Origin of the sequence: Pseudomonas sp. 39004 (genome assembly GCF_028682155.1) — a bacterium.
Classification (GTDB): domain Bacteria; phylum Pseudomonadota; class Gammaproteobacteria; order Pseudomonadales; family Pseudomonadaceae; genus Aquipseudomonas; species Aquipseudomonas capeferrum.
The window spans coordinates 1-23809 of sequence record NZ_JANIAG010000083.1; the positions used below are offsets into that span (position 1 = coordinate 1).

General features: G+C 64.4%; 22 protein-coding genes and 1 pseudogene. 7 read left to right on the forward strand and 16 right to left on the reverse strand.

What is annotated here, in order from left to right; genetic code table 11:
- Positions 1 to 96 precede the first annotated feature (96 nt).
- Genes NP534_RS15475 through ptsP form a run of 3 tightly spaced genes read right to left on the reverse strand, consistent with a single transcriptional unit; the run spans position 97 to position 5632 of the window.
- Complete coding sequence (locus tag NP534_RS15475) at positions 97 to 1836, reverse strand: PTS fructose-like transporter subunit IIB (protein WP_274099288.1); 1740 nt, start codon at positions 1834 to 1836, stop codon at positions 97 to 99.
- Positions 1833 to 2780, reverse strand: coding sequence for a 1-phosphofructokinase (gene pfkB / locus NP534_RS15480; RefSeq protein ID WP_274099289.1), 948 nt, complete (start codon positions 2778 to 2780; stop codon positions 1833 to 1835). The genes NP534_RS15475 and pfkB overlap by 4 nt, the downstream gene beginning before the upstream one ends.
- Complete coding sequence (ptsP, locus tag NP534_RS15485) at positions 2780 to 5632, reverse strand: phosphoenolpyruvate--protein phosphotransferase (protein ID WP_274099290.1); 2853 nt, start codon at positions 5630 to 5632, stop codon at positions 2780 to 2782. The genes pfkB and ptsP overlap by 1 nt, the downstream gene beginning before the upstream one ends.
- 287 nt (positions 5633 to 5919) lie before the next feature.
- Here ptsP and cra point away from each other — a divergent pair, with 287 nt between their 5' ends.
- On the forward strand, positions 5920 to 6915 hold the full coding sequence (gene cra / locus NP534_RS15490) for a catabolite repressor/activator (RefSeq protein ID WP_274099291.1): 996 nt from the start codon (positions 5920 to 5922) through the stop codon (positions 6913 to 6915).
- A 2-nt stretch (positions 6916 to 6917) separates the two neighbouring features.
- Positions 6918 to 7694: a TatD family hydrolase gene (locus NP534_RS15495; protein ID WP_274099292.1), complete on the forward strand. Its 777-nt coding sequence runs from the start codon at positions 6918 to 6920 to the stop codon at positions 7692 to 7694.
- A gap of 19 nt (positions 7695 to 7713) precedes the next feature.
- Here the strand turns inward: NP534_RS15495 and ampE are convergent, their stop codons facing one another.
- From ampE to NP534_RS15510, 3 genes are all read right to left on the reverse strand, one after another.
- Entirely contained in the window at positions 7714 to 8544 is an 831-nt protein-coding gene (gene ampE / locus NP534_RS15500; protein ID WP_274099293.1) for a regulatory signaling modulator protein AmpE, read from the reverse strand.
- The gene (ampD, locus tag NP534_RS15505) at positions 8541 to 9107 is read right to left on the reverse strand and encodes a 1,6-anhydro-N-acetylmuramyl-L-alanine amidase AmpD (protein ID WP_047582731.1); all 567 of its coding nucleotides are present in this window, start codon (positions 9105 to 9107) and stop codon (positions 8541 to 8543) included. Before ampD ends, ampE begins: the two co-directional genes overlap by 4 nt.
- Before the next feature lie 86 nt (positions 9108 to 9193).
- Positions 9194 to 11359: a DUF1631 domain-containing protein gene (locus NP534_RS15510; RefSeq protein ID WP_274099294.1), complete on the reverse strand. Its 2166-nt coding sequence runs from the start codon at positions 11357 to 11359 to the stop codon at positions 9194 to 9196.
- Between the two features lie 242 nt (positions 11360 to 11601).
- Here NP534_RS15510 and nadC point away from each other — a divergent pair, with 242 nt between their 5' ends.
- The gene (gene nadC / locus NP534_RS15515; protein ID WP_186660227.1) at positions 11602 to 12450 is read left to right on the forward strand and encodes a carboxylating nicotinate-nucleotide diphosphorylase; all 849 of its coding nucleotides are present in this window, start codon (positions 11602 to 11604) and stop codon (positions 12448 to 12450) included.
- A gap of 63 nt (positions 12451 to 12513) precedes the next feature.
- Here nadC and trxB read toward each other — a convergent pair whose 3' ends face one another.
- Positions 12514 to 13476 (reverse strand): thioredoxin-disulfide reductase, encoded by a 963-nt coding sequence (trxB, locus tag NP534_RS15520; RefSeq protein WP_033701267.1) that lies wholly within the window; start codon positions 13474 to 13476, stop codon positions 12514 to 12516.
- Positions 13477 to 13805: 329 nt separating this feature from the next.
- Here trxB and cysZ point away from each other — a divergent pair, with 329 nt between their 5' ends.
- On the forward strand, positions 13806 to 14534 hold the full coding sequence (gene cysZ / locus NP534_RS15525) for a sulfate transporter CysZ (protein WP_186660229.1): 729 nt from the start codon (positions 13806 to 13808) through the stop codon (positions 14532 to 14534).
- Positions 14535 to 14700: 166 nt separating this feature from the next.
- On the opposite strand, the gene NP534_RS26800 is transcribed toward cysZ, so the two are convergent.
- Positions 14701 to 15132: a methyl-accepting chemotaxis protein gene (locus NP534_RS26800; protein ID WP_371925420.1), complete on the reverse strand. Its 432-nt coding sequence runs from the start codon at positions 15130 to 15132 to the stop codon at positions 14701 to 14703.
- Positions 15133 to 15288: 156 nt separating this feature from the next.
- A pseudogene (locus tag NP534_RS26805) lies at positions 15289 to 16017 on the reverse strand (PAS domain-containing protein); the annotation flags it as partial.
- Between the two features lie 178 nt (positions 16018 to 16195).
- Between NP534_RS26805 and NP534_RS15535 the strand changes: the two are divergent.
- The gene (locus NP534_RS15535) at positions 16196 to 17413 is read left to right on the forward strand and encodes a glycosyltransferase family 4 protein (protein ID WP_274099296.1); all 1218 of its coding nucleotides are present in this window, start codon (positions 16196 to 16198) and stop codon (positions 17411 to 17413) included.
- Positions 17414 to 17422: 9 nt separating this feature from the next.
- On the opposite strand, the gene NP534_RS15540 is transcribed toward NP534_RS15535, so the two are convergent.
- On the reverse strand, positions 17423 to 17905 hold the full coding sequence (locus tag NP534_RS15540) for a glutathione peroxidase (protein ID WP_274099297.1): 483 nt from the start codon (positions 17903 to 17905) through the stop codon (positions 17423 to 17425).
- 145 nt (positions 17906 to 18050) lie between these two features.
- Positions 18051 to 18536, reverse strand: a complete 486-nt coding sequence (locus tag NP534_RS15545) for an FKBP-type peptidyl-prolyl cis-trans isomerase (RefSeq protein ID WP_016501463.1) — start codon at positions 18534 to 18536, stop codon at positions 18051 to 18053.
- Here NP534_RS15545 and NP534_RS15550 point away from each other — a divergent pair.
- Both NP534_RS15550 and pta read left to right on the forward strand, forming a co-directional pair.
- A complete protein-coding gene (locus NP534_RS15550; RefSeq protein WP_095064021.1) occupies positions 18535 to 18837 on the forward strand; it encodes a DUF3565 domain-containing protein in 303 nt (100 codons plus the stop codon). The two genes, NP534_RS15545 and NP534_RS15550, sit on opposite strands and share 2 nt — an antisense overlap.
- Positions 18838 to 18869: 32 nt before the next feature.
- On the forward strand, positions 18870 to 20957 hold the full coding sequence (gene pta / locus NP534_RS15555; protein ID WP_274099298.1) for a phosphate acetyltransferase: 2088 nt from the start codon (positions 18870 to 18872) through the stop codon (positions 20955 to 20957).
- Between the two features lie 42 nt (positions 20958 to 20999).
- Here the strand turns inward: pta and NP534_RS15560 are convergent, their stop codons facing one another.
- The 5 genes from NP534_RS15560 to NP534_RS15580 form a co-directional block, all read right to left on the reverse strand.
- Positions 21000 to 21719, reverse strand: coding sequence for an OmpA family protein (locus NP534_RS15560; protein WP_047582740.1), 720 nt, complete (start codon positions 21717 to 21719; stop codon positions 21000 to 21002).
- Positions 21720 to 21828: 109 nt separating this feature from the next.
- The gene (locus NP534_RS15565) at positions 21829 to 22473 is read right to left on the reverse strand and encodes an MBL fold metallo-hydrolase (RefSeq protein WP_274099299.1); all 645 of its coding nucleotides are present in this window, start codon (positions 22471 to 22473) and stop codon (positions 21829 to 21831) included.
- A gap of 8 nt (positions 22474 to 22481) precedes the next feature.
- On the reverse strand, positions 22482 to 22829 hold the full coding sequence (locus NP534_RS15570) for a type II toxin-antitoxin system ChpB family toxin (protein ID WP_033701277.1): 348 nt from the start codon (positions 22827 to 22829) through the stop codon (positions 22482 to 22484).
- Complete coding sequence (locus NP534_RS15575) at positions 22826 to 23104, reverse strand: AbrB/MazE/SpoVT family DNA-binding domain-containing protein (protein ID WP_081874754.1); 279 nt, start codon at positions 23102 to 23104, stop codon at positions 22826 to 22828. The genes NP534_RS15570 and NP534_RS15575 overlap by 4 nt, the downstream gene beginning before the upstream one ends.
- Positions 23105 to 23286: 182 nt before the next feature.
- On the reverse strand, positions 23287 to 23809 hold a 523-nt coding region (locus NP534_RS15580), incomplete at its 5' end, for a sensor histidine kinase (protein ID WP_274099300.1).

Consider the following 23809-nt stretch of genomic DNA (forward strand, 5'->3'; position numbering starts at 1 on the left):
CTCGGCCCGGTCTGCGGCGTGAGACTTGCTGGAGCCGTTGCGGCGCAAACATCAGCGGTAGGCAGGGGGGCTGCTGCGCAGCCCCAGAACGCTCGATTACCCCTTCACCGGCACCACTGCCAATTCCACCTGCTCACGCTTCTTGATCACCGCGTACACCACGGCCGTCAGCAGGCTACCCGCCACGATCGCCAGCAGGTACAGCAACGCATGGTTGATCGCGTTGGGGATCAACAGCACGAACAGGCCCCCGTGCGGCGCCATCAGCTTGCAGCCGAAGTACATCGACAACGCACCGGTCAAGGCCCCCCCGGCGACACTGGCCGGGATCACTCGCAACGGGTCCTTGGCGGCAAACGGGATGGCGCCTTCGGAAATGAAGCACAGCCCCAGGGCCAGCGCGGCCTTGCCCGCCTCGCGTTCGCTCTGGGCAAACTTGTGGCGGGCGATGAAGCTGGCAATCCCCAGGCCGATCGGCGGCACCATGCCGGCAGCCATGGTCGCCGCCATGGGGGCATAGCTCGACGAGGCCAGCAGGCCCACCGAAAAGGCATAGGCGGCCTTGTTGATCGGCCCGCCCAGGTCCACGCACATCATGCCGCCAAGCACCAGCCCAAGCAGGATGGCGTTGGTGGTGCCCATGCTGTCGAGAAATTGCGTCAGCCCTTCGAGCATCGCCGCCACTGGCTGGCCGACCACATAAATCATCACCAGGCCGGTGAACAGGCTGGCCAACAGCGGAATGATCAGAATCGGCTTGAGCGCCTCCAGGCTGCTCGGCAGCCGTGCCCAACGGGCAATGGCCTTGGCGCTGTAACCGGCGAGAAACCCTGCAATGATGCCGCCGATGAAGCCGGCCCCCAGGGTGCTGGCCAACAGACCACCGATCATGCCGGGCGCCAGGCCCGGGCGGTCGGCGATCGACCAGGCGATGTAGCCGGCCAACAGCGGCACCATCAGCTTGAACGCCGCCTCGCCGCCAATCTGCATCAAGGCCGCCGGCAAGGTGCCCGGCTCTTTGTAGGCTTCGATACCGAACACGAACGACAACGCGATCAACAGGCCGCCGGCCACCACCATCGGCAGCATGAACGACACCCCGGTAAGCAGGTGCTTGTACACCCCCGTCTTCTCACCCTTCCCGGCGCTGGAGGCCGCAGCGGCATCGGCGGCATGTTCGACCTTGGCTTCGGCCAGGGCCTTGTCCAGGGTGGCGCCAGCCTGCTTGAGGGCGATGCCGGTGCCGCAGCGGTAGATGCGCTTGCCGGCGAAACGCGCCGTGGGCACTTCGATGTCGGCGGCCAGCAGCACCACGTCGGCCTCGGCGATGGCTTGGGCGGACAGTGGGTTACGCGCGCCTACCGACCCTTGAGTCTCCACGGTAAGTTGGTAGCCCTGCTGCTGCGCGGCCTGCTGCAAGGCCTCTGCGGCCATGAAGGTGTGCGCGACGCCGGTCGGGCAGGCAGTCACCGCGACGATCCGCGTGCCAGCGCCACTCACCGCGACCGGGCTGCCGGGCACCTCGGCCAACAGCTGGGCCTTGGCCGCCGCCTCGTCGAGGAAACCCTCGCGGTCGGCCAACGCCTGGGACGGTGTGCTCTGGTACACGCGCTTGCCGACAAAACGGGCCAGGTCCACTGGCCCGGTGCTGACCACCAATACCCAGTCGGCTTCGCTGATCTGTGCCGGCGTCAGCTGCCGCTCGGGGTGCTCGGCGTCCTCCACCTCGACGCTGGTGCTCCAGCCACGACGCTGGGCAGCTGCAGCCAGCAGACGCGCGCTCAGCACGCTGGACACCTGGCCGTTGGGGCAGGCGGTGACAATGGCAATGTTCATCGGCAACCCTCTTGTTGTTCTGTCACTTGCACGCCCGCTTCCAGGCGTGCCAGTTGCTCGCGGTCACGAATGCCGAAACCGACCTGGGTCACGGCCTGGGCGGCGATGGCGGTGGCTCGGCGCAAGGTCTGCGCGGGCGCCTCGCCAAGCAGCAGGCCATGGACCATGCCTGCCACCAGCGAATCCCCCGCGCCCACGGTGCTGGCAACCCGTACCTTGGGCGGCTGGGCATGCACGGCCAGGTCGCGGGCGAACCAACTGACGCCCTGCTCGCCGGCGGACACCACCACATGCTCGATGCCACTGGCCAGCAGGCGCTCGGCCGCCGCGCGTTGCTGCGCCGGGCTTTGCACCGCCAGGCCAAGCACCTCGCCAAGTTCCTCGGTATTGGGTTTGACCAACCACGGCGCGCATTGCAGGCCGGCACGCAGCGCTTCGCCACTGCTGTCCAGGGCAATTTTCAGGCCCTGAGCCTTCAGTTGTTCGAGCAACTGGCGGAACCACTCAGGGCTGATACCGCGGGGCAGGCTGCCGGCCACCACCACCGCATCATGCCCAGGGGCGACCTGCTCCAGCCGCCGCAGCAACGCAACGCGGGCGGCCTCGTCGACCTCTGGCCCCTGGCCGTTGATGTCGGTCACGCGGCCATCGGCTTCGACCAGCTTGATGTTGCTGCGCGTCTCGCCCGCTACGCGGACAAAGCAATCGGTAAAACCACGCCAGTCGATCAAGGCTTCGAACGGCTGCAGGTTGCCCTGCCCGAGGAAGCCGCCAACGGTGACGCTGTGGCCCAGATCGGCCAGTACCTGAGCGACGTTCAGTCCTTTGCCGGCGGCATGGCTGTGCTGCGCCTGGCTACGGTTGACGTGCCCTGGGCGCAAGGTATCGAGGCCGATGGTGATGTCCAGCGCCGGGTTCAGGGTGAGGGTGAGGATCTTGGCCATCAGTAACGCTCCACCAGCGCGCGAACCGCCGCGGCGCTGTCTTGTTGCAAGGCCTCGCGCGCCAGGGCGCGGGCCGTCTGGTGATCGGCCTGGCGGACCAGGGCCTTGACTTCGGCAATGCTGCGGGCGGCGACGCTCAACTCGTCAACGTCCAGGCCAAGCAGCACGGCGACCGCCTGCGGGTCGGCGGCCAGCTCACCGCACACGCCCACCCACTTGCCTTCGGCATGGGCAGCGCGCACGGTCATGTCGATCAGGCTCAACACCGCCGGGTGCAGGCCGTCGGCCTGGACCGACAGGCTCGGGTGGCCACGGTCGATGGCCAGGGTGTATTGGGTCAGGTCGTTGGTGCCGATGCTGAAGAAGTCCACTTCACGGGCCAGCTGCGGCGCCAGCAGGGCCGCCGAGGGCACCTCGACCATGATGCCCAGTTGCAGGTCGGCCACCGGAATTTCCTCACGCAGGCGATCGACCATGGCCCGCGCTTCACGCCATTCGTGCACCTGGCCGACCATCGGGAACATGATCCGCAGCGGGCGCTGGTCGGCAGCGCGCAGCAAGGCGCGCAACTGGTCTTCCATCACCTGTGGGCGCTGCAAGGTCAAACGCACACCGCGCACCCCGAGGAAGGGGTTGTCTTCGGCAGCGATCGGCCAGTAAGGCAGCGGCTTGTCGCCGCCGACATCCAGGGTGCGCACCACCAGCGGCCGCCCACCCAGGCCGTCGAGCACGCGGCGGTACTCGGCTTCCTGGGTGGCCACGTCCGGCGCCTGGGGGTGGGCCATGAAAATCAGCTCGGTGCGCAGCAAGCCGACGCCTTCTGCGCCCTGCTCCACGACCTTGTCGATACCGCTGCTCTCGCCGATGTTGGCAAAGACTTCGACGGCATGGCCATCACGGGTAACAGCCGGTTCATGACGGTTGGCCCAGGCCGCCTGCAGGCGCTGCTCACGCTGGTCGCGCTCGGCCAGGGCGCGTTGCAGTTCGGCGGCGGCTGGCGCGATGTTCACCACACCGCGTTGCCCATCGAGCAACAATGGCGTGCCGCCATCGAGCAGCAGAATCGCTGCACCGGCGCCGACCACCGCCGGGATGCCCAAGGCGCGGGCGACGATGGCACTGTGAGCAGTCGCCCCGCCCTGGGCGGTGACGATGCCGGCGACCCGGCTTGGGTCCAGCCTGGCCACATCGGAAGGGCCGACCTCGGTCATCACCAGTACATACGGCTGGTCGGGCTCGACCTGCGCCTGCACGCCGCACAACTGGGCCAGCACGCGGCGGCCGATGTCGCGCAGGTCGGCGGCACGCTCGGCGAGCAAGGCGTCGTGCAGCGACTCCTGCTGCCGGGCGGCCGCCTCGATCACCGCCATCCATGCCGCAGGGGCGCTCTCGCCTTGGGCCAGGCGCTGCTCGACATCATCAGCCAACGCCGGGTCGGCGAGCATTTCCTGGTGGGTGACGAAAATCTCGCCGATGGCCTTGTCGCTGCGCTGGACCAGCGCTTGCAACTCGCCGTTTACCGTTGCCAGGGCCTCGCGCAGCTTGACCCGTTCCTGGGCGGGGGACTCACCGCGCAGCGGGTAGTCGATGGCGCGCTCGACGCAGACGTGCGCCGGGCCACTGGCAATGCCGGGGGCCGCGCCGACGCCCTGAATCCGGCTACCTGCGGCGGGTGCCTGCAGCACCTCCTGCGGCGGGACGGCAACCGCTGCGGCGCTTTGTGGCAGCGGCTCGACGTCCTCGCCCAGGCCCTGCTCGATGGCCGCCAGCAGCACCGGCAGCGCATCAGCGGCGATGCCGGGTTCGGCAATCAGTTCCAGCTCCTGGCCACGGCGGGCACCGAGGCTGAGCAACTTGCTCAAGCTCTTGACCGACACGGCGGGTTGCGCGCTGTCGGTCAGGCGCACACGGACTTCGCCCTCAAACCCCTTGGCCAGTTGTGCCAGCACCTTGGCCGGGCGGGCGTGCAAACCATGCGAGTTGGCCAGCACGATGCGCGCGCTGGGCCAATCTGCCGGCGCCTCGCCGCCCAGCACCTGCAGTACCGCGCGGCTGCTGGTGGCCTGGTAGAGCATTTGCCCGCGCCCTTCGATCAGCACTTCGCACAGGCGCTCGAGCAAGGCCTGATGGGCAGCGCCAAGGCTTGCCAGGCAGAACAGGCCGTTGAGCGGTTGGTCGCGGTAACGCAGCGGTTGCTGCGGGGTAATGAATGCCAGGCCAGGCTGGCGCACCTGGCGCTCGCTGTGCAGCCACCACAGGCCCTCGCCCAGTGGCAGCGGCTCGGCCTGTTGCAGCACGGCGGCAAAGCCACTGTCGACGCAACCGGCGCGCTGCAGCAAGCGCGCACCGCGCCAGGCCAGTTCGTCGAAGTCTTCGGCCGGCAGGTTCAGGCCGACCAGTTGCGCATCCAGCGCCAAGGCTTGCGGCGCACCTTGCAACAACTTGAGCAAGGCCTCGGCAGAGCTGGCCCGGCGCAGCGCTTCGGCGAGGTCGGTCTCGCCCAGGGCGCGGGTCAGCAGTTGCAGCAAGCGCAAGTGTTCGTCAGAGCGGGCAGCGATACCGATGGCCAGGTAGACCACCTGGCCATCGCCCCAGTCCACGCCTTCGGGGAACTGCAGCAGACGCACCCCGGTGGTATGCACCAGGTCGCGGGTCTGCGGGGTGCCGTGGGGGATGGCAATGCCCTGGCCGAGGAAGGTCGAGCCCTGCGCCTCGCGGGCCTGCAGGCCTTGCAGGTAACCCTCGGCGACCAGGCCGTCGGCAACCAGTTGGTCCGCCAGCAGGCGCAATGCCTCGGCCTTGTCCGCGGCCTTCTGGCCCATGGCTATCTGCCCTGTGGCGAGCTCGAGCATGACCTTCTCCTTTTACAGTGCCCAAAGTCGGGTACTGAGGTTATTGTTGTGAAATTCACGAAAACGGCCAGTTCAACAGCCTTGCACAGACGGCAGCCAAGGCAGAATATTTGGCAGCTGAAACGTTTAACCTGACCAGGCGGCCACGTTACTCGATAATCTCCCCAGGAAAAAGCCCCATCCTGTCGGACAATTGCGACAATGGTCGTCTGCGCGCGGTGGCAACTCCGGGTCAAACTACCCGGTCAGGCCTCGCAGCCAGCCCCGGTAATAATAAGGAAAATTCGGTGAAACTCAGCGATATCGCCCGTCTGGCCGGTGTGTCCGTGACCACTGCCAGCTACGTCATCAATGGCAAGGCCGAACAGCAGCGCATCAGCAGCGGCACTGTCGAGCGCGTGCGCGCGGTGGTCGAGGCCCATGGCTTCACGCCCAACCCGCAAGCCGCCGGCCTGCGCAGCCGGCACACCCGCACGTTGGGCTTCATTCTCCCTGACCTTGAGAACCCCAGCTACGCCCGCATCGCCAAGCAACTGGAACAAGGCGCCCGTGCCCGGGGCTATCAACTGCTGATTGCCAGCAGCGATGACCAGCCCGACAGCGAGCGCCAGTTGCAGCAACTGTTCCGCGCCCGCCGTTGCGATGCCCTGTTCGTCGCCAGCTGCCTGCCGGTGGAAGACGACAGCTACCGTGAGCTGCAGGACAAGGGCCTGCCGGTGATCGCCATCGACCGCCGCCTGGACCCAGCGCACTTCTGCTCGGTCATCAGCGATGATCGCGATGCCAGCCGCCAGCTGGCGGCCAGCCTGCTAAGCGCTGCCCCGCGCAGCATCGCCCTGATCGGCGCACGCCCAGAGCTTTCGGTCAGCCAGGCCCGTGCCGGCGGCTTCGATCAAGCGCTGCAGGGCTATGCCGGTGAAGTGCGGCGTTACCAGGGCGAGGCATTCAGCCGCGAATGCGGCCAGCGCCTGATGCAGCAACTGATCGACGAGCAAGGGGGGTTGCCCGACGCCTTGGTCACCACCTCCTACGTGCTGCTGCAAGGCGTGTTCGACACCCTGCAGGCGCGCCCCGCCGACTCGCGCCAGCTGCAGCTGGGCACCTTCGGTGACAATCAACTGCTCGATTTCCTGCTGCTTCCGGTCAATGCCATGGCCCAGCAGCACGGGCTGATTGCTGCCACCGCACTGGAGCTGGCCCTGGCTGCAATCGAGGAAAAACGCTACGAACCCGGCGTACACGCCATCGGTCGAACCTTCAAGCAACGGATCACAGCGGGCTGAGCATGCGCCTGATCGACACCCACACCCACCTCGACTTCCCCAACTTCGATGCCGACCGCCCGCGCCTGCTGGCCAACGCGGCGGCGCGAGGGGTTGAACGCATGGTGGTGCTGGGGGTGTATCAGGCGAACTTCCAGCGGGTATGGGACCTGGCCTGCGCCGAGACGCAGGTGTTTGCAGCCCTTGGGCTGCATCCGGTCTATCTCGACCAGCATCGCCCCGAGCACCTTACCCAACTGCGCGACTGGCTGGACCGCCTGCGCGGCGACCCGCGCCTGTGCGCTGTGGGTGAGTTCGGGCTGGACTACTACCTCGAAGCACTGGACAAGGGCCGCCAACAGGCGCTGTTCGAGGCCCAGTTGCAACTGGCCTGCGACTTCGCACTGCCCGCCTTGCTGCATGTGCGCCGCAGCCACGCCCAGGTGATTGCCACGCTCAAGCGCTACAAGCCGGCGCGGGCGGGGGTGATCCATGCGTTTGCGGGCAGTTACGAAGAAGCGCGTGAATACATCAAGCTCGGGTTTCGCCTTGGCCTTGGCGGGGCAGCCACCTGGCCCCAGGCGTTGCGGCTGCGCAAAACCCTGGCACGGCTACCGCTGGAGAGCGTCGTGCTGGAGACCGATGCGCCGGACATGGCCCCGGTGATGTACCCGGGTGAGCGCAACAGCCCGGAGCACTTGCCTGAGATCGCGGCGGCGCTGGCGCAGGTGATGGGGGTCGATGTCGAGCAACTGGCCGCCGCCAGCAGCCGCAATGCCTGCGAGCTGTTTGGCTGGTAGCCAGCTAACCTGGGTAGGCTCAGACCAACACCGTCCACAACGCGAACCCGGCGTACCACAGCACCGCGCAGCGCAACAGCAACTCCCACAGGCTGTCCAACCGGCTCAACCCACGCTGGCTGTCTTCTTCCTCGGGAATATCGTCGGCAATCCGGCCGACCCGGGCCACCAGGTGCCCGGCGCTGATGTGCCAGTTGAGCAGTTCGTGCAGCATGACGCGGGTCACCGCGACGAAATTGCCGACCAGCGCGAAGCTCAAGGCCAGCACCCGCACCGGCAACCAGTCCATGATGTGCCGCAATTGCTCGGCACGCGCCTTGAGCGCAGGCTGATTGCTGTGCTCGCCGCACAGCGCCAGCAGGCGATAGGCCAACGCAGCACCTGGGCCGAGCACGAAATACCAGAAGATAACGGCAAAGAAGCTTTGGTAAGCCTGCCACAGCAAATAGCCCTGCACGCGCACCAGCAAGCTGTGGGGGTCGTCGGCCACCAGGCCCAGATCGCGCTCGGCAACGTGCAGGGCGGCCTGATCATCACCGCGCCGCCAGGCATCGCGAAACGGCCCCAGCGCCGCCTTCGCATCGCCGCGGCCCAGGCTGTAGACCAGCACCAGCAGGTGTACCGGCAATGCCAGCAGGCCATAGGCCACCGGCTCCAGCACATGCAGCAGCAGTACCAGCACCGCTACCGGCGCCAGCACCAGAATGGCCAGCGTCCACCACGGCTGCACCTTGCCGCTGCGCTCCAGGCGCACCATCTCGCCCAGGAAAAAACCATCGCGCTGTACTTGATGGCGCAGTGCCGAGAACTTCTCGACCCACAGCGCCAGCAGCAGAACCAGAAAACTCATGGGTAGTCCTCGTTATCCTTCACGGTTTGGCGATAGCGACCCCAGTCGAATGCCGGGCCTGGGTCGGTCTTGCGCACCGGCGCAATGTCGCTGTGGCCCTGGATGCGCGCGAGACCGATGACCGGCCAGGCGCTGCGGATCTGCCGGGTAAGCTGCGCCAGCGTGGCGTACTGGGCATCGGTGTAAGGCAGGTCGTCAGTGCCTTCGAGTTCGATACCGATGGAAAAGTCGTTGCAGCCTTCACGCCCGTCGAAGCTGGAGACGCCAGCATGCCAGGCGCGGTCGAGCAACGACACAAACTGGGTCACGGCACCATCGCGCTCGACGAACAGGTGCGCCGACACCGTCAGCTGGCAGATGCTCTGGAAATAGGGGTGCTCATTGGCGTCCAGGCGGTTCTGGAAGAATTCCTGAACCTTGCCGGTGCCGAAACACGCGGGCGGCAGGCTGATGTTGTGGATCACCAGCAGGGATATCGACTCGCCCTCGGGGCGCGCGTTGAAGTTCGGCGAAGGGCAGTGGGTGATTCCGTGGAACCAGCCGGTGGCACGGTCCAATTGCATGGGGGCAGATCCTGAAAAACGCCGGGTACAGAACAGCAGTATGCCCTGCGGGCGAGGCCGTTTGCATGTGAATCATTGTAAGGGGGTCAATGCACCTGCTGTTGCCGCAGCCCTTCAAGCACCGACTCCAGCGCCCGTTCGAACAGCAAGCCGTCATCGAGCACCCGCGCATCCCCCCGCTGCAGCGCCTGGGCCAGGCTGCCAGTGCTCCATTCTCGCACCTTCATGCCCGTGCGATTGGCGAAGACCAGCCGATCATTGCTGTCGATACGTGCCACCAGCTTGCAGCGCAGTGGGTCGTCTTCATCGAACACCTCGACCCAGGTGCCGATACGCAGGCGCTGCACCTGGCGCAGTTGCGCGGCGAACCCGTCGGCAATGTGCAAGGGCGCACAGGCCGGCTCTTCGGCAAGCGCCAGGACGATGTCCTCGGCTACCCGTACCTCTTGCAACGCCGGGTTGTCATCGGCCAATGGCGGTAAGCAAGCCGAGCAGGCACGCAGGTGCAATTGCTCCAGTTGCTGGAAGAAGTCGCGGGTGGCGGACGAGTCCAGCGCTACGCCAGCCAGGCCTTCACGCAAGGCCTTGAGCAGGCCTGGCACCTGTTGCAGCAGTTGCTCGCAGGCCTGATGCGGGGCAATGCTGGCGAGCAGGGTGTCCATGGTGGCCAGGGCATCACGCCACACCTGCGAGCCTTCGCCCTGCTTGAGCCACGCCAGCAGCAGCACCTGGCTCCAGGCCTGCACCAGCATCTGCACCACCACCTGCGGCAACACCCGCCCGCGCAGACGCTGGTTGAGCACCTGCTGCACCCGCAGGCGGGCCTGCAAGGTGCGCGCCCGGCCCTCTTCGGCGTCGCGCGTGCGCTGCTCGAGCAGATCGTTGCGGCGGCGCTCGTCGTGGCTGAAGGCAAGGAACTCGTCGAGCAGTTCGGCGAACAGGCACGCGTCCTCGGTGTAATCGTTGAGCAGGCGCTGAATGATTCGCTCCACCCGCAGATGCAAACTGTCGCGCAGGCCCTCACCGCCCTGCTCCCAGCCGATCGCAGCAGCAGCGATCTCGTTGAGCAGGCGGCGGGCCGGGTGGCTGGCACGGCTGAACAGCCCCTTGTCGAGCAGCGCGACCTTGAGCAGCGGGATATGCAAACGCGCGATCAGCGCCCGCAGGCTGGGCGGCAGGTTGTGGTCATTGTGGATATAGCCGAACAGCAAGCCTACCAAGTTGATCATGTCTTCATCGGCGGTGGCGATGCGCCGGCGGGTGCCACTGCGCACACTGACGCGCAACAGCAGTTGCTCAAGCTGCTGGCCGAGTTCGAAGTCATCTGCCGCCTGGGTGGCGGGCACATAGTGTTGCAGGTGCGAGAGCAGGCGCAGCAGGTCGCCGGTGCTGATCGGCAGGGCAGCGGCCACAGCCTGCAACCGCGGTGCGATCTGCCCACGCGCCGGGGCCAGCAGTGCCTGCAGCGAAGCAAAGTACGCTTGCCCCGCACTGTCCGCGCCCACCTGCCCCTGTGCCTCCAGGTTTGCCGGCCGGCGCCCGGGCCCCATGCGCCGGTCCTCGGCACGCCGACGCGGTGCGGGTTGCAACTCGGGCAGCACGCCGGCGGCGGCCAGCAACTGGTTGGCCTCTGCATAAAGCACATCCACATCACGCAGCACGTAGCGCTCGAAGAGCTTGAGCAACACCAGCTTCACCCGCAAACCGACCCCCAGGTTGCGGCCCGCTTCGAGAAAATAACCGCACAAGGCAGCAGGCCCGACCGGGTTCTGCCGCTCGCCTACAGGGCGATCGAGCAAGGCCTGCAAGCGCAGGCCCAATTGCTGGAGGGCAACGCCGTCACGCGAGAGCACCCGCGCAACCATCCCTTCAAGCGCCGATGCACGCTCCAGTTGCGCCTTGCTGGCGGCGCTTTGCGTTTCTCCCAGGCACCCCAAGGGGTCCACCTTGCCGATGCTGGCGAAGGTGTCGTAGAAGGTATCGAGAAAGCCCCGCTCGATGCTTTTGCGCTTCAGGCGCAAGTCGCGCATCGCTTCAAAATACAGGTTCTGGTCGCAGCGCTCGAAGGCCTTGTCGGCCATCTCGAACAGGGTGTCGTCGGCGTTGTCGAACAAGGCTTGCAGGCCTTGGCGCAATTGCAGTGCAGCCTTGTCGCGCACTTGCAGGAGCAATACCGGAAGGCAAGGCAGAGGCGTGCGCGCCCCTCTGTCGATGGCTGCCGCCAGCGGCACCACCTTGCCTTCTTTATGCATCCCGAACTCCTTGCAGGCTCGCTTGCCCGAGCGGGCAATAATTCGTCAAAGCTATGACGCCAAATACTGGGCACTATTATCGGCAAAAAATCTGATAGCTGCCAGCGCCGTTTCGCGTGCAGGCAAATGACCCTGCTTTGCCGCAGATGCTCACACCGACCGACCAAAGGTCACCCGCCAGGGCGCTGTACACACCGGCCCCCTGCCCTATAATCGCCGGCATCTAGCTTGTGGAGCCGACCATGCCGAACCTACGCCTCGCCGACCTGACCGCCGAAATCGAAGCCAACGTGCGCCGCGCGCTGCTGGAGGACATCGGCAGTGGCGACATCACCGCGCAGCTGATCCCGGCCGAGCGCCTGGCCAAGGCGACCATCATTACCCGCGAAGACTGCGTGATCGCCGGCACCGCCTGGGTCGACGCCGTGTTCCGCCAGCTCGACCCGCGGGTAGCCGTGCACTGGCAAGTTGCCGACGGCGACCGCGCGCTGGCCAACCAGCCGCTGTTCCACCTGGAAGGCCCGGCACGCTCGCTGCTCAGCGGTGAGCGCAGTGCGCTCAACTTCTTGCAGATGCTGTCTGGCGTCGCCACGCGCGCGCGCTTTCTGGCCGACCTGGTCGACGGCACCCAGGTGCGCCTGCTCGACACCCGCAAAACTCTGCCCGGCCTGCGCCTGGCGCAAAAGTACGCAGTCACCTGTGGCGGTTGCGACAACCACCGCATCGGCCTTTACGATGCCTTCCTGATCAAGGAAAACCACATCGCCGCCAGCGGTGGCGTGCCTGAAGCGGTGGCAGCAGCGCACCGCATCGCCCCTGGCAAGCCGGTGGAAATCGAGGTCGAAAGCCTGGACGAACTGCGCCAAGCCCTGAGTGCGGGGGCGGATATCATCATGCTCGACGAGCTGACCCTGGATGAAATGCGCGAAGCCGTACGCATCACCGCAGGCAAGGCCAAACTTGAGGCCAGCGGCGGCGTCAACGAGAGCACCTTGCGGGTGATTGCCGAAACCGGCGTCGATTACATCTCCATTGGTGCCATGACCAAGGATGTGAAGGCGGTGGACTTGTCGATGCGCTTGAGCCTCTGAAGGCGCAGAAAATTGCAGGCATGAAAAAACCGGCCAGATGGCCGGTTTTTTTCGAGCGTCGGATCAGAACGAGGCGTTGGCCAAGCCGTCCAGGTAACGCTCGACGTCCAGCGCCGCCATGCAGCCTGCACCGGCCGAGGTGATGGCCTGACGGTAGACGTGGTCAGCCACGTCGCCCGCTGCGAACACACCTTCGACATTGGTGGCAGTGGCGTTGCCTTCACGGCCGCCATTGACCACCAGGTAGCCGTCCTTGAGGGTCAGCTGGCCTTCGAACAGCGACGTGTTCGGCGTGTGGCCAATGGCGATGAACACGCCGTCGACCTTGATTTCGTCGCTGCTGCCATCGTTGTTCTTCAGGCGCGCACCGGTCACGCCCATGTTGTCACCCAGTACTTCGTCCAGGGTGGCGTTGAGCTTGAGCTCGATCTTTCCTTCGGCCACGCGGGCGTTGAGCTTGTCGACCAGAATCTTCTCGGCACGGAAGGTTTCGCGACGGTGAACCAAGGTCACCTTGCTGGCGATGTTGGCCAGGTACAGCGCCTCTTCAACCGCGGTGTTGCCGCCGCCGACAACGGCTACCGGCTTGTTGCGGTAGAAGAAGCCGTCACAGGTCGCGCAGGCCGAAACACCCTTGCCCATGAAGGTTTCTTCCGACGGCAGGCCCAGGTAGCGGGCGCTGGCGCCAGTGGCAACGATCAGCGCGTCGCAGGTATAGGTGCCACTGTCACCTTGCAGGGTGAATGGCTTGTTGGCCAGGTCGACAGCGTTGATGTGGTCGAAGACGATCTCGGTCTCGAAGCGCTCGGCGTGCTCTTGCATGCGCTGCATCAGGGCTGGGCCGGTCAGGCCATGGGGGTCGCCCGGCCAGTTGTCGACTTCGGTGGTGGTCGTCAGCTGGCCACCGGCCTGCATGCCGGTGATCAGCAGCGGCTTGAGGTTGGCACGGGCGGCATAAACTGCGGCGCTGTAACCGGCAGGGCCGGAACCGAGGATGATGACGCGCGAATGACGTACTTCAGACATGTCGAACTCCTGTCGAGCCGGCCGCACGGGGCCAGCATCGGTGTGCCGGCGGTGCCAGCTGGAATTTAAAAAGGACCCACGCAACCTTGGGGAAGGCTACTACGCGTCGGTCCAGAACCTAAAAGTTGAGCGCACTGTAGCGAGGTCGCAAAGATTAAGGAAATATCCTTCGACAATCCACCTCATAGGCATCGTCTATTCAGCAATTTCATTCACGAAAAATGCCCTGGTGCTTTTGTTACAGCCGGTTTCGCCGACATCGCCCGCCTTTCGTCGGCGCAACAAACTCGGTAAGGTCAGCGCGTTTTCCTTATGTTCGGAGTGTCTCGATGCAAGCCCCTGTCCTCTCTGGCCCCCAGTATCTGCGCGAAGGCCTGAAACTGGTGCTGAGCCCGAACCTGCGGTTGTTCGTGCTGCTGCCCCTGGCGGTCAACCTGCTGCTGTTCGGCGGCCTGATCTACTTTGCCGGCCACCAGTTCAGTGTGTGGGTCGACGCGCTGATGCCGACCCTGCCAAGCTGGTTGAACTTCCTCACGTACATTCTCTGGCCACTGTTCGTCGCCCTGGTGGTGCTGATGGTGTTCTTCACCTTCACCCTGGTGGCCAACGTCATTGCCGCGCCGTTCAATGGTTTTCTGGCCGAAAAGGTCGAAGTGGTGGTGCGCGGCGAAGACAATTTCCCCGCGTTCAGCTGGGCTGAGCTGGTGGCCATGGTGCCGCGCACCTTTGGCCGCGAGATGCGCAAGCTGGGCTACTTCCTGCCCCGGGCGATCGGCCTGTTCATCCTGTCGCTGATCCCCGTGGTCAACGTGATCGCGGCGCCGCTGTGGCTGATCTTTGGGGTATGGATGATGGCTATCCAGTACATCGACTACCCGGCGGACAACAACAAGATGAGCTGGCAGGACATGCTCGCCTGGCTGCGCAGCAAGCGCTGGCAGTCGCTGGGCTTTGGCGGCATCACCTACTTGGCGCTGATGGTGCCGGTGGTGAACGTGCTGATGATGCCGGCGGCGGTGGCCGGTGCCACCCTGTTCTGGGTACGCGAGCGTAACTGAGCCTGGCACGCGCTGGTGTAGGAGCGGCCTTGCCGGGGCGCCGGACCGGTCGGAAAGGGTCGCAAAGCGGCCCCGGCGATTTTTGCTGCGCCACAGAACCTGGGGCCGCTACGCGACCCTTTCCGACCGGTCCGGCGCCCCGGCAAGGCCGCTCCTACAACAACAATCACTGAGCCAGTCGGCTGGAAAACTGCCCCACCACGTCCACCACCCGCTTCGCCCCGTCCTGAATCTCGACGATCACGTTGCCAGTCTCATCGGCAAGCGCCAGCCCCTGCTCGGCCTGGCGCTTGCTGGTGTCGATGATCGCCACCGCAGCCTGGGCCAATTGCTCGTTCTGCTGCACGACCCGGGCAATCTCCTCGGTGGCAGTGCTGGTACGCGAGGCCAACTGGCGTACTTCGTCGGCGACCACGGCAAACCCCCGCCCCTGCTCCCCCGCACGGGCTGCCTCGATGGCGGCGTTGAGCGCCAGCAGGTTGGTCTGCCCGGCAATGTCGCTGATGGTCTTGATGATCGAGCCGATCACCCGCGACTGAGTGTCCAGCGCCTGGATACCCTCGGCCGCCTCCTGCATCGACGCCTCCAGCCCACGCATGACGCTTACGGTTTGCGTCACCACCTCGGTGGCCTTGCGCGCGCTGGTGTCCGTGCCCAGCGAAGTGTTGAAGGCGATGTCCGCCGCCTCGGCAACCGCCTGCTCCTGGTTGACCTGGTCGGTGATCACGGTGGCGAACTTGACCACCTTGTACAGCACGTCATGGGCATCGAAGATCGGGTTGTAGGACGCCTCCAGCCACACTACCCGGCCATGGGCGTCGATGCGCTTGAAGCGTTCAGCGATGTATTCGCCACGGCGCAGCTTGTCCCAGAACGCCTGATAGCCTGGCGAATTGGCTTCTGCAGGCTCGCAGAAGATGCGGTGATGCTTGCCGCGGATCTGTTCGAGGCGGTAGCCGACCGTCGTCAGAAAGCGTTCATTGGCGGTCAGAATGGTGCCATCGAGGCCAAATTCGATCACGGCGGTCGAGCGCATCAATGCCTTGATCAGGCTTTCGTGCTCGCGTGAGGTTTCGATGGTGCGGGTAAGGTCGCTCGAGTGCAGGGTGAAATACTTGATGCGCCCTTCGCTGTTCTTCACCGGCTGCAGGATGGAGCGCAGCCACGCTTCCTGGCCATTGCCACGCAGCAGGCGGAACGCCCCGTTGAGGTGCTCGCCACGGCTGATGGCGCTTTTCATGCGCTGATAGAAATCCAGCGTCTTCACATGGGCCGGGACAATGTCCTCGAGTTTGCGTCCAAGCAGTTGGTCGGCACGGTAGAGCATCTCGCTCTCGAAGTTGCCGTTGACCATCTCGATCCGTCCTTGGGGGTCGAGCTGGAGCACCAGCATCTCGCTGTCGAGGCTGCTCTTGACCTGTTCGACCGACAGCAGGTCTTCACGCAGTTGCTGGATTTCTTGCTTGAGCTTGTTGTTGAACATTCCCGCTCTCCTGGAGCGCAGCACGTAATCGAATGCATCTTCATCGGCTGGCGGTGGCAGGTTCTTGAGCACCCTGCAGGCAAATATTCACACCGTTGAAACAACCGGCGATCAGGCGTCACCTGCACGTCACAAGGCCGTCACATGCGCGCAATGCTGCAGGCGGACACTTTTTGTCATGAATACACCCGCCCTGCGTATCACCCTCGTCAGCGAAACCTTCCCACCGGAGATCAACGGTGTCGCCAATACCCTTGGCCGCCTCAGCGAAGGGTTGCGCCAACGCGGGCATGACATCGAGATCGTGCGCCCACGCCAAGCCGGCGAAGCGCCGGTGCACAACGACCCGCAACTGATGCTATGCCGCGGTTGGGGCTTGCCCGGCTACCCCGGCCTGCAATGGGGCGAAGTGTCCATGCACAAGCTGCTGCGGCGCTGGCGCAGACAACGCCCGGATGTGCTGTACATCGCTACCGAAGGGCCATTGGGGCTGAGTGCGCTGCGCGCGGCACGGCGCCTGGGGGTGCCGGTGGTCAGCGGTTTCCATACCAACTTCCCGCAGTACTCCGGCCAATATGGCTTGGGTTTGCTGGCACGCCTGCTCACCCACTACCTGCGCTGGTTCCATCGCCGTACGGCCATCACGCTGGTGCCCAGCATCAGCCAGCGCCTGGAGCTTGAACGCCGTGGTTTCGAGCGCCTGGAACTGCTGGCCCGCGGGGTCGATGCCTGCCTGTTCAACCCGGCCCGGCGCAGCCAGGTGCTGCGTGAAAGCTGGGGGCTTGGCCCGGACGATATCGCCGTGCTGCATGTCGGGCGCTTGGCGGCAGAAAAGAACCTGGGGCTGCTGCGCCCGTGCCTGGACGCGCTGAAGCAGACTTATCCACAGAAGCGCCTGCGCTTGATCGTGGTCGGCGACGGCCCACAGCGCGCCGCCCTTGAACAACAGGTGGCTGATGCCGTGCTCTGTGGCGCCCAGCGCGGTGAGGCACTGGCCGAGCACTATGCCAGCGGTGACCTGTTCCTGTTCCCAAGCCTGACCGAAACCTTTGGCAACGTGGTACTCGAAGGCATGGCTTCGGGGCTGGCGGTGGTGGCCTACGATGAGGCGGCGGCCGCGCAACATCTTCGTCATGGGCACAGCGGCGCGCTGGCCATGCCCGGGGACCAGGCGGCCTTTATCGATGCCGCCTGCTGGCTACTGGAAGAGGAAGAAACCCTGCGCCGAGTACGCCTGAATGCCCGTCAACACGCCAGCCGCCAAGGCTGGCCGGCGATTGTCGAGCAGTTCGAGGGCTATCTGTATGGTGCCTGCAAACAACGCGCAGGCGCGGCGCAACAGGCCCCGGGCACTGCGCTGGCGATCAAGCCAGGTTCGACAGCCCCGCGCGGCTGAGCAAAAACCTTAGCCCAGGGCCTTCTCGATGGCCTGAACCACGGTAGGGTCATCCGGCGCAGTGCGCGGCGAGAAGCGCGCCAGCACGCGGCCGTCCTTGCCTACCAGAAACTTTTCGAAGTTCCAGCTGATGTCACCGGGGAATTCGGCCCCCTCCCCCGCCAGCAGGCGATACAGCGAGTGGCGTTGCGGCCCATTGACCTCCAGCTTGGCGCCCAAGGGGAAGCTGACACCGTAGTTGAGGCTGCAGAATTCCTGGATTTCCTTCTCGCTGCCAGGCTCCTGGCCGGCAAACTGGTTGCAGGGCAGCCCCAGCACGCTGAAACCCTTGCCCTTGAACTGCTGTTGCAGCTTTTCCAGCGAAGCGTATTGCGGCGTCAGGCCACACTTGGAGGCAACGTTGACCACCAGCACCACTTGGCCCTTGAACGGTGCGAGGGGCAGATCCCCGCCGTTCAGTGCCTCCAACTTCAGGTCGTGAAATGCACTCATGATGTATTCCCCTCTCAGGTTCCCGATGGCCGCGTGGGCGAAATCCGCCCAATAAAAAAGCGCTCGTCCAAGCCGTCCACCTCCCATTGGGAAGGCAAATGGCTTGCCCGAGCGCCTGGCGACTCTCTGAGCTTAGCGCAGAAAATCAGTGGTGATGGCCACCTTCACCGTGGATGTGACGGTGAGCGATTTCTTCTTCGCTGGCATCACGCACGTCGACAACCTTGACCTGGAAGGTCAGGCGCTGGCCGGCCAGCGGGTGGTTGCCGTCAACGGTAACGTCGTCGCCGTCGAGGTCGCGAATGGTGACGATCTGCATCTGGCCATCCGGCGCCGAGGCGTGGAACTGCATGCCGACTTCCAGCTCGTCGACGCCTTCGAACAGGCTGCGGTTCAGGGTGCTGACCAGCTCGGCCAGGTATTCACCGTACGCGTCTTCCGGCTCGATGGAGACATTCAGCTCGTCACCGGCCTGTTTGCCTTCCAGGGCTTTTTCCAGGCCCGGGATGATGTTGCCGGCACCGTGCAGGTAAACCAGCGGCGCGCCACCGGCGGAGCTGTCGATGGTCTCCCCGGCGTCGTTGGTCAGGGTATAGTCGATGGAGACAGCCTTGTTGGCGGCGATCAGCATGGGGCAAGACCTTTTGCAAAAGTATGTAGAGCGGACAAGTGTAACCAAGCCATCGCCCGATTGCGAACGCGCCTCGGCCGAGGAACAGCCCATCAGTCGGATCACCGGCTTCCATCAGGACGAAGAAGGCCACTGGGTGGTCGAGTTGTCGTGCGGCCACACTCAGCACCTTCGCCACCAACCCCCTTGGCAGGCGCGCCCGTGGGTGCTCGATGCCGCTCAGCGCCAGCAGCGCATCGGCCAGGCTTTCGCCTGTGGCTGGTGTGCACAGGCGGCCGATAGCGCTACCCTTGGCCGTTGATTCCTTGCACCGCTTTATTTCGAGAAGCACGCATGCAAACATTTTTCATTGCGCCGACCGACTTTGGTGTCGGCCTGACTTCAATCAGCCTGGGCCTGGTTCGCACCCTTGAACGCGCAGGCCTGAAGGTCGGTTTTTTCAAGCCGATCGCCCAGCCTCACCCCGGCGATACCGGCCCCGAGCGCTCCACCGAACTGATCGCACGGACCCACGGCATCAAGCCGCCCAAGCCGTTGAGCCTGGCGCACGTCGAGCGCATGCTCGGCGATGGCCAACTTGACGAACTGCTCGAAGAAATCATCCGCCTGTACCAGCAAGCCTGCGTGGGCAATGACGTGGTAGTGGTCGAGGGCATGGTGCCGACCCGCCACGCCAGTTACGCGGCGCGGGTCAACCTGCACCTGGCCAAGAGCCTGGATGCCGAGGTGATCCTGGTGTCGGCGCCGGAAAACGAGGTCCTCAGCGAGCTGTCCGGCCGGGTCGAACTGCAGGCCCAGCTGTTCGGCGGCCCACGCGACCCGAAAGTGCTCGGGGTGGTCCTCAACAAGGTGCGTACCGAAGAAAGCATGGCGGACTTCGCCACGCGCCTGCGCGAGCACTCGCCGCTGCTGCGCGGCAACGACTTCCGCCTGCTGGGCTGCATCCCTTACCAGCCCGAACTGAACGCCCCGCGCACCCGCGATGTGGCCGACCTGCTTGGCGCCCAGGTGCTCAACGCCGGGGACTACGAGCAGCGGCGCATGAGCAAGATCATCATCTGCGCGCGTACCGTGGCCAACACCGTGCCATTGCTCACCCCTGGCACCTTGGTGGTGACCCCCGGTGACCGTGACGACATCATTCTGGCCGTGAGCCTGGCAGCGATCAATGGCGTGCCCCTGGCCGGCCTGCTGCTGACCAGCGACAGCAAGCCCGATGCGCGTATCCTTGGCTTGTGCCGCGGCGCCTTGCAAGCCGGCCTGCCGATTCTTTCGGTGAGTACCGGTTCGTACGACACGGCCAACCAGCTCAATTCACTGAACCGCGAGATCCCCGTGGATGACCGCGAGCGTGCCGAGTTCATCACCGATTTCGTCGCCAGCCACCTCGACGCTGCCTGGCTGCATCAGCGCTGTGGCACGCCACGTGAGCTGCGTCTGTCGCCTGCGGTGTTCCGCTATCAGTTGATTCAACGCGCACAACAGGCCAACAAGCGCATCGTCCTGCCCGAGGGCGCCGAGCCGCTGTTGGTGCAGGCGGCGGCGATCTGCCAGGCCCGTGGCATCGCGCGTTGCGTACTGCTGGCCAAACCCGAGGCAGTCGAAGCCGTTGCCCGCGCCCAGGGCATTACCCTGCCGCCAGACCTGGAAATACTCGACCCGGAGCTGATTCGCGGGCGCTATGTCGAACCGATGGTCGAGCTGCGCAAAAGCAAGAACCTCAATGCGCCCATGGCCGAGCAGCAGCTGGAAGACCCGGTGGTGATCGCCACCATGATGCTGGCCCTGGATGAGGTCGACGGCCTGGTCTCGGGCCTGGTGCATTCCACCGCCAACACCATCCGCCCGGCCCTGCAGCTGATCAAGACGGCGCCAGGTGCCAGCCTGGTATCTTCGGTGTTCTTCATGCTGTTCCCCGAGCAGGTGCTGGTGTACGGCGACTGCGTGATGAACCCGCACCCCAGTGCCGCAGAACTTGCAGAAATCGCCCGGCAGAGCGCCGAATCGGCACAGGCCTTCGGCATCGCGCCGCGGGTGGCGATGATCAGTTATTCAAGTGATTCGGCGAGCGATGAAGAAGTCGAGAAGGTGCGTGAAGCAACACGCCTGGCACAAAGCGCGGAACAGGATCTGCTGATCGATGGGCCGTTGCAGTATGACGCTGCGGCCAACCCGGCCATCGCCCGGGAACTGGCACCGAACAGCCCGGTTGCCGGGCGAGCCACGGTGTTCGTCTTCCCCGACCTCAATACCGGCAACACCACGCACAAAGCGGTGCAGCGCAGTGCCGATGGGGTCAGTCTGGGGCCGATGCTGCAGGGGTTGCGCAAGCCGGTGAACGACTTGCCGCGCGGGGCTCAGGTGGACGATATCGTGCACACCATCGCCCTGACGGCGATTCAGGCCAGCGTCGTGCGCTGAAGCCTTGGGGCTGCTTGGCAGCCCCAAGGCGACCCTCATGACTTACGGATACTGCTGAACCTGCCCTTGCTGGTCATACTGCTGACCTGGGATCGGCTTCAGGTTGACCTCCACGCGACGGTTCTGTGCCCGGCCGTTGGCGTCGGCGTTGCTGGCGATCGGCTGGTCCGGGCCCATGCCACGTACCGAAATGCGCGAAGCATCCACACCCTGCGAAGTCAGGTAGGTGCTGACCGCCTGCGCGCGGCGCTGGGACAGGTCCATGTTGTGCTGACGGCTGCCGGTGCTGTCGGTGAAGCCGACCACTTCGATGGTGTTCTGGTTGAACTGCTTGAACGAGCCAGCCAGGTTGTTCAGCGGCGAGTAGAAGCTTGGCGCGATGTTGGCCGAGTCGGTGGCGAAGGTGATGTTGCCTGGCATGATCAGCTTGATCTGGTCGCCCTGGCGCTGCACCTCGACGCCGGTATTGGCCATTTGTGCGCGCAGTGCGGCTTCCTGCTTGTCGGCGTAGTAGCCGTAACCGGCTGCTGCGGCACCCACTGCGGCGGCGCCGATCAGTGCACCTTTACCCCGGTTGTTGTGGTCGATGGCGGCACCGGCGACAGCGCCGGCCAGCGCGCCCAAGCCGCCGTACTTGGCGGTCTTGCTCATCCCCGTGGAGCCCTGCGCCTGACCCTGGTTGTCGTACGGGTTCTGGCTTGCGCAGCCAGTCATCAGGGCTGCAGCGGTTGCGACGATAATCAGACGACGCATGGTGAACATGGACAAGCTCCTACTGAAATTCATAAATGCGGCAGACCGCGAATGGATCTATGCCAGCCTTGGATTGCCAAGCGGCAAAAAAATTCCATGAACACGTTTTCACGCAGGTTCATGCCCGCACGAACGGGTTCTCGCGCATCTCGTCACCCAGGCGGGTGTCTGGCCCGTGGCCTGTGACCACGATGGCCGTTTCATCCAGCCGGTACAACCGCTCCTTGATCGAACGAACGATAGCCCGCTGATCACCGCCCCACAAATCGGTGCGGCCAATACCGCGACGGAACAAGGTATCGCCGGCAATCAACAGCTTGGCATCGGCGAACCAGAAGCTCATCGAGCCGGGCGTGTGCCCCGGGGTATGCAAGGCCACGCCACAACCACAGGCCAGTTCCTCGTCATCGCTCAGCCAGCGGTCTGGGGCAGGCACCGGGGTGTAAGGCACGCCGAACATCTGGCACTGCATCTCCAGGTTGTCCCACAGCGACTGGTCGTCTTTGTGCAGGTGCAATGTCGCGCCAGTCAGTTCCTTCAACTTGCCCGAGGCGAGGAAGTGATCGAAATGCGCGTGGGTGTGGATGATGCTTACCAAGGTCAGGCCATGGGCTTGCAGGCGGGCGAGGATCTTCTCCGGGTCACCGCCTGGGTCGACGACGATGGCCTTTTTGCTCAGCGGGTCGCCGATCAGGGTGCAATTGCACTGCAGGGGGCCTACGGGGAAGGTTTCGCGGATGAGGGCTGAGGATAGATTTTCCATAGGGACCATTATTCAAAGAGGGTTTGTACGCGAGCCAGTGCATCAAGGATGACCACCTCGGGCACAGCCTCGACACGCTGGGCCTTTCTGGCCTCCAGATCCACTGTGCGTATCTGGTTACAGAGCATGACCCCTTGCGTCTGCGTACCCGCGCCGCTAAGCGTCACTGCGAACCCTGCATGCCTTGCGAAATCCCCACCCTGGGAGATCGGCACGATCACTGCGAGCCCCGCAGCATTGAAGGCCGAGGGTGTAAGCACCAATGCGGGTCGCCCTGCGCCTTGCTGCTCTCGTCCGACAGTGGGATCAAGGTTGATACGAACAATATCGCCTCTGGCGAATTTAACCCGCTTCACACTTCACGCCCCACTGGGCGCATCGCGCTCCAGGCGGCCATGTCCTCTGGCTCCGGTGCCGTCAGATCACACTGAGCCATCAATTCTTCAAGGGTGTATTTAGGTTTGGACCTGACAGGCTTGAGCACCAGCGTTTCACCGGCCGTATCCAAGCTAAGGGTTGAGCCGACACCAAGGTGCAGCTGCTTAAGCACCGCTGCAGGGAGGCGAATGGCCGCGCTATTGCCCCACTGCTGAATCTTGATCTGCATAAGTATCTCCCAAGGTAGATACATACTAGAAATCCTCCATGCGATTGCAAGTGAAATGTAGAAACGTCGTATCTACATTGTCACTCGCCTGGCTGGAAAAAAGCCCAGCTACCACAAGAAGGAAATCCCTCACATCGTCTTGGGAATCGACGCTAGGGCCGCAATAAAAGGCAACACCTGATCACGCGAAATGGCCACGAGAACGATCAAGGCAAAAACAACCTGAACAACCCGCCCCCAAGCGCCCCGCCATTGGAAATCTCGATGCGCCCCTTCACCCCATCGCTCTCATGCAGCGCCGCGATCCGCGCAGCGAAGTACAGGCCCAGGCCAGTACTGCCACTGTGTGAATCGATCCCCTGGATGAACTCTTCCTGGCGTTCGAGCATGCGCTGTGGATAACCCGGGCCGTCATCGTTGACGCAGATCACCAGTTGGTTGGCTTCTTCCTCGATGCTGATCAACAAGGCATGCCCGGCAAAACGGGTGGCGTTGGTGATCACGTTGGCGATCACCGACGCGACCAGTTCGCGGTCGAAGAAGCCCAACGGGTTGTCGGTGTCGATACGCCAGGTGGCGAGGATGTCGTTGTGCTTGAGTACTTCCTGATGGGCAGCCAACTGGGCTTCGATGAAGTCGTCCAGCTCGTGGTAGTCCGGGCAGACCGGCAGCTGGTTGACACCCAGTTTGTACAGCCCCAACAGTTGCACCAGCATACCGTTGAGGTGG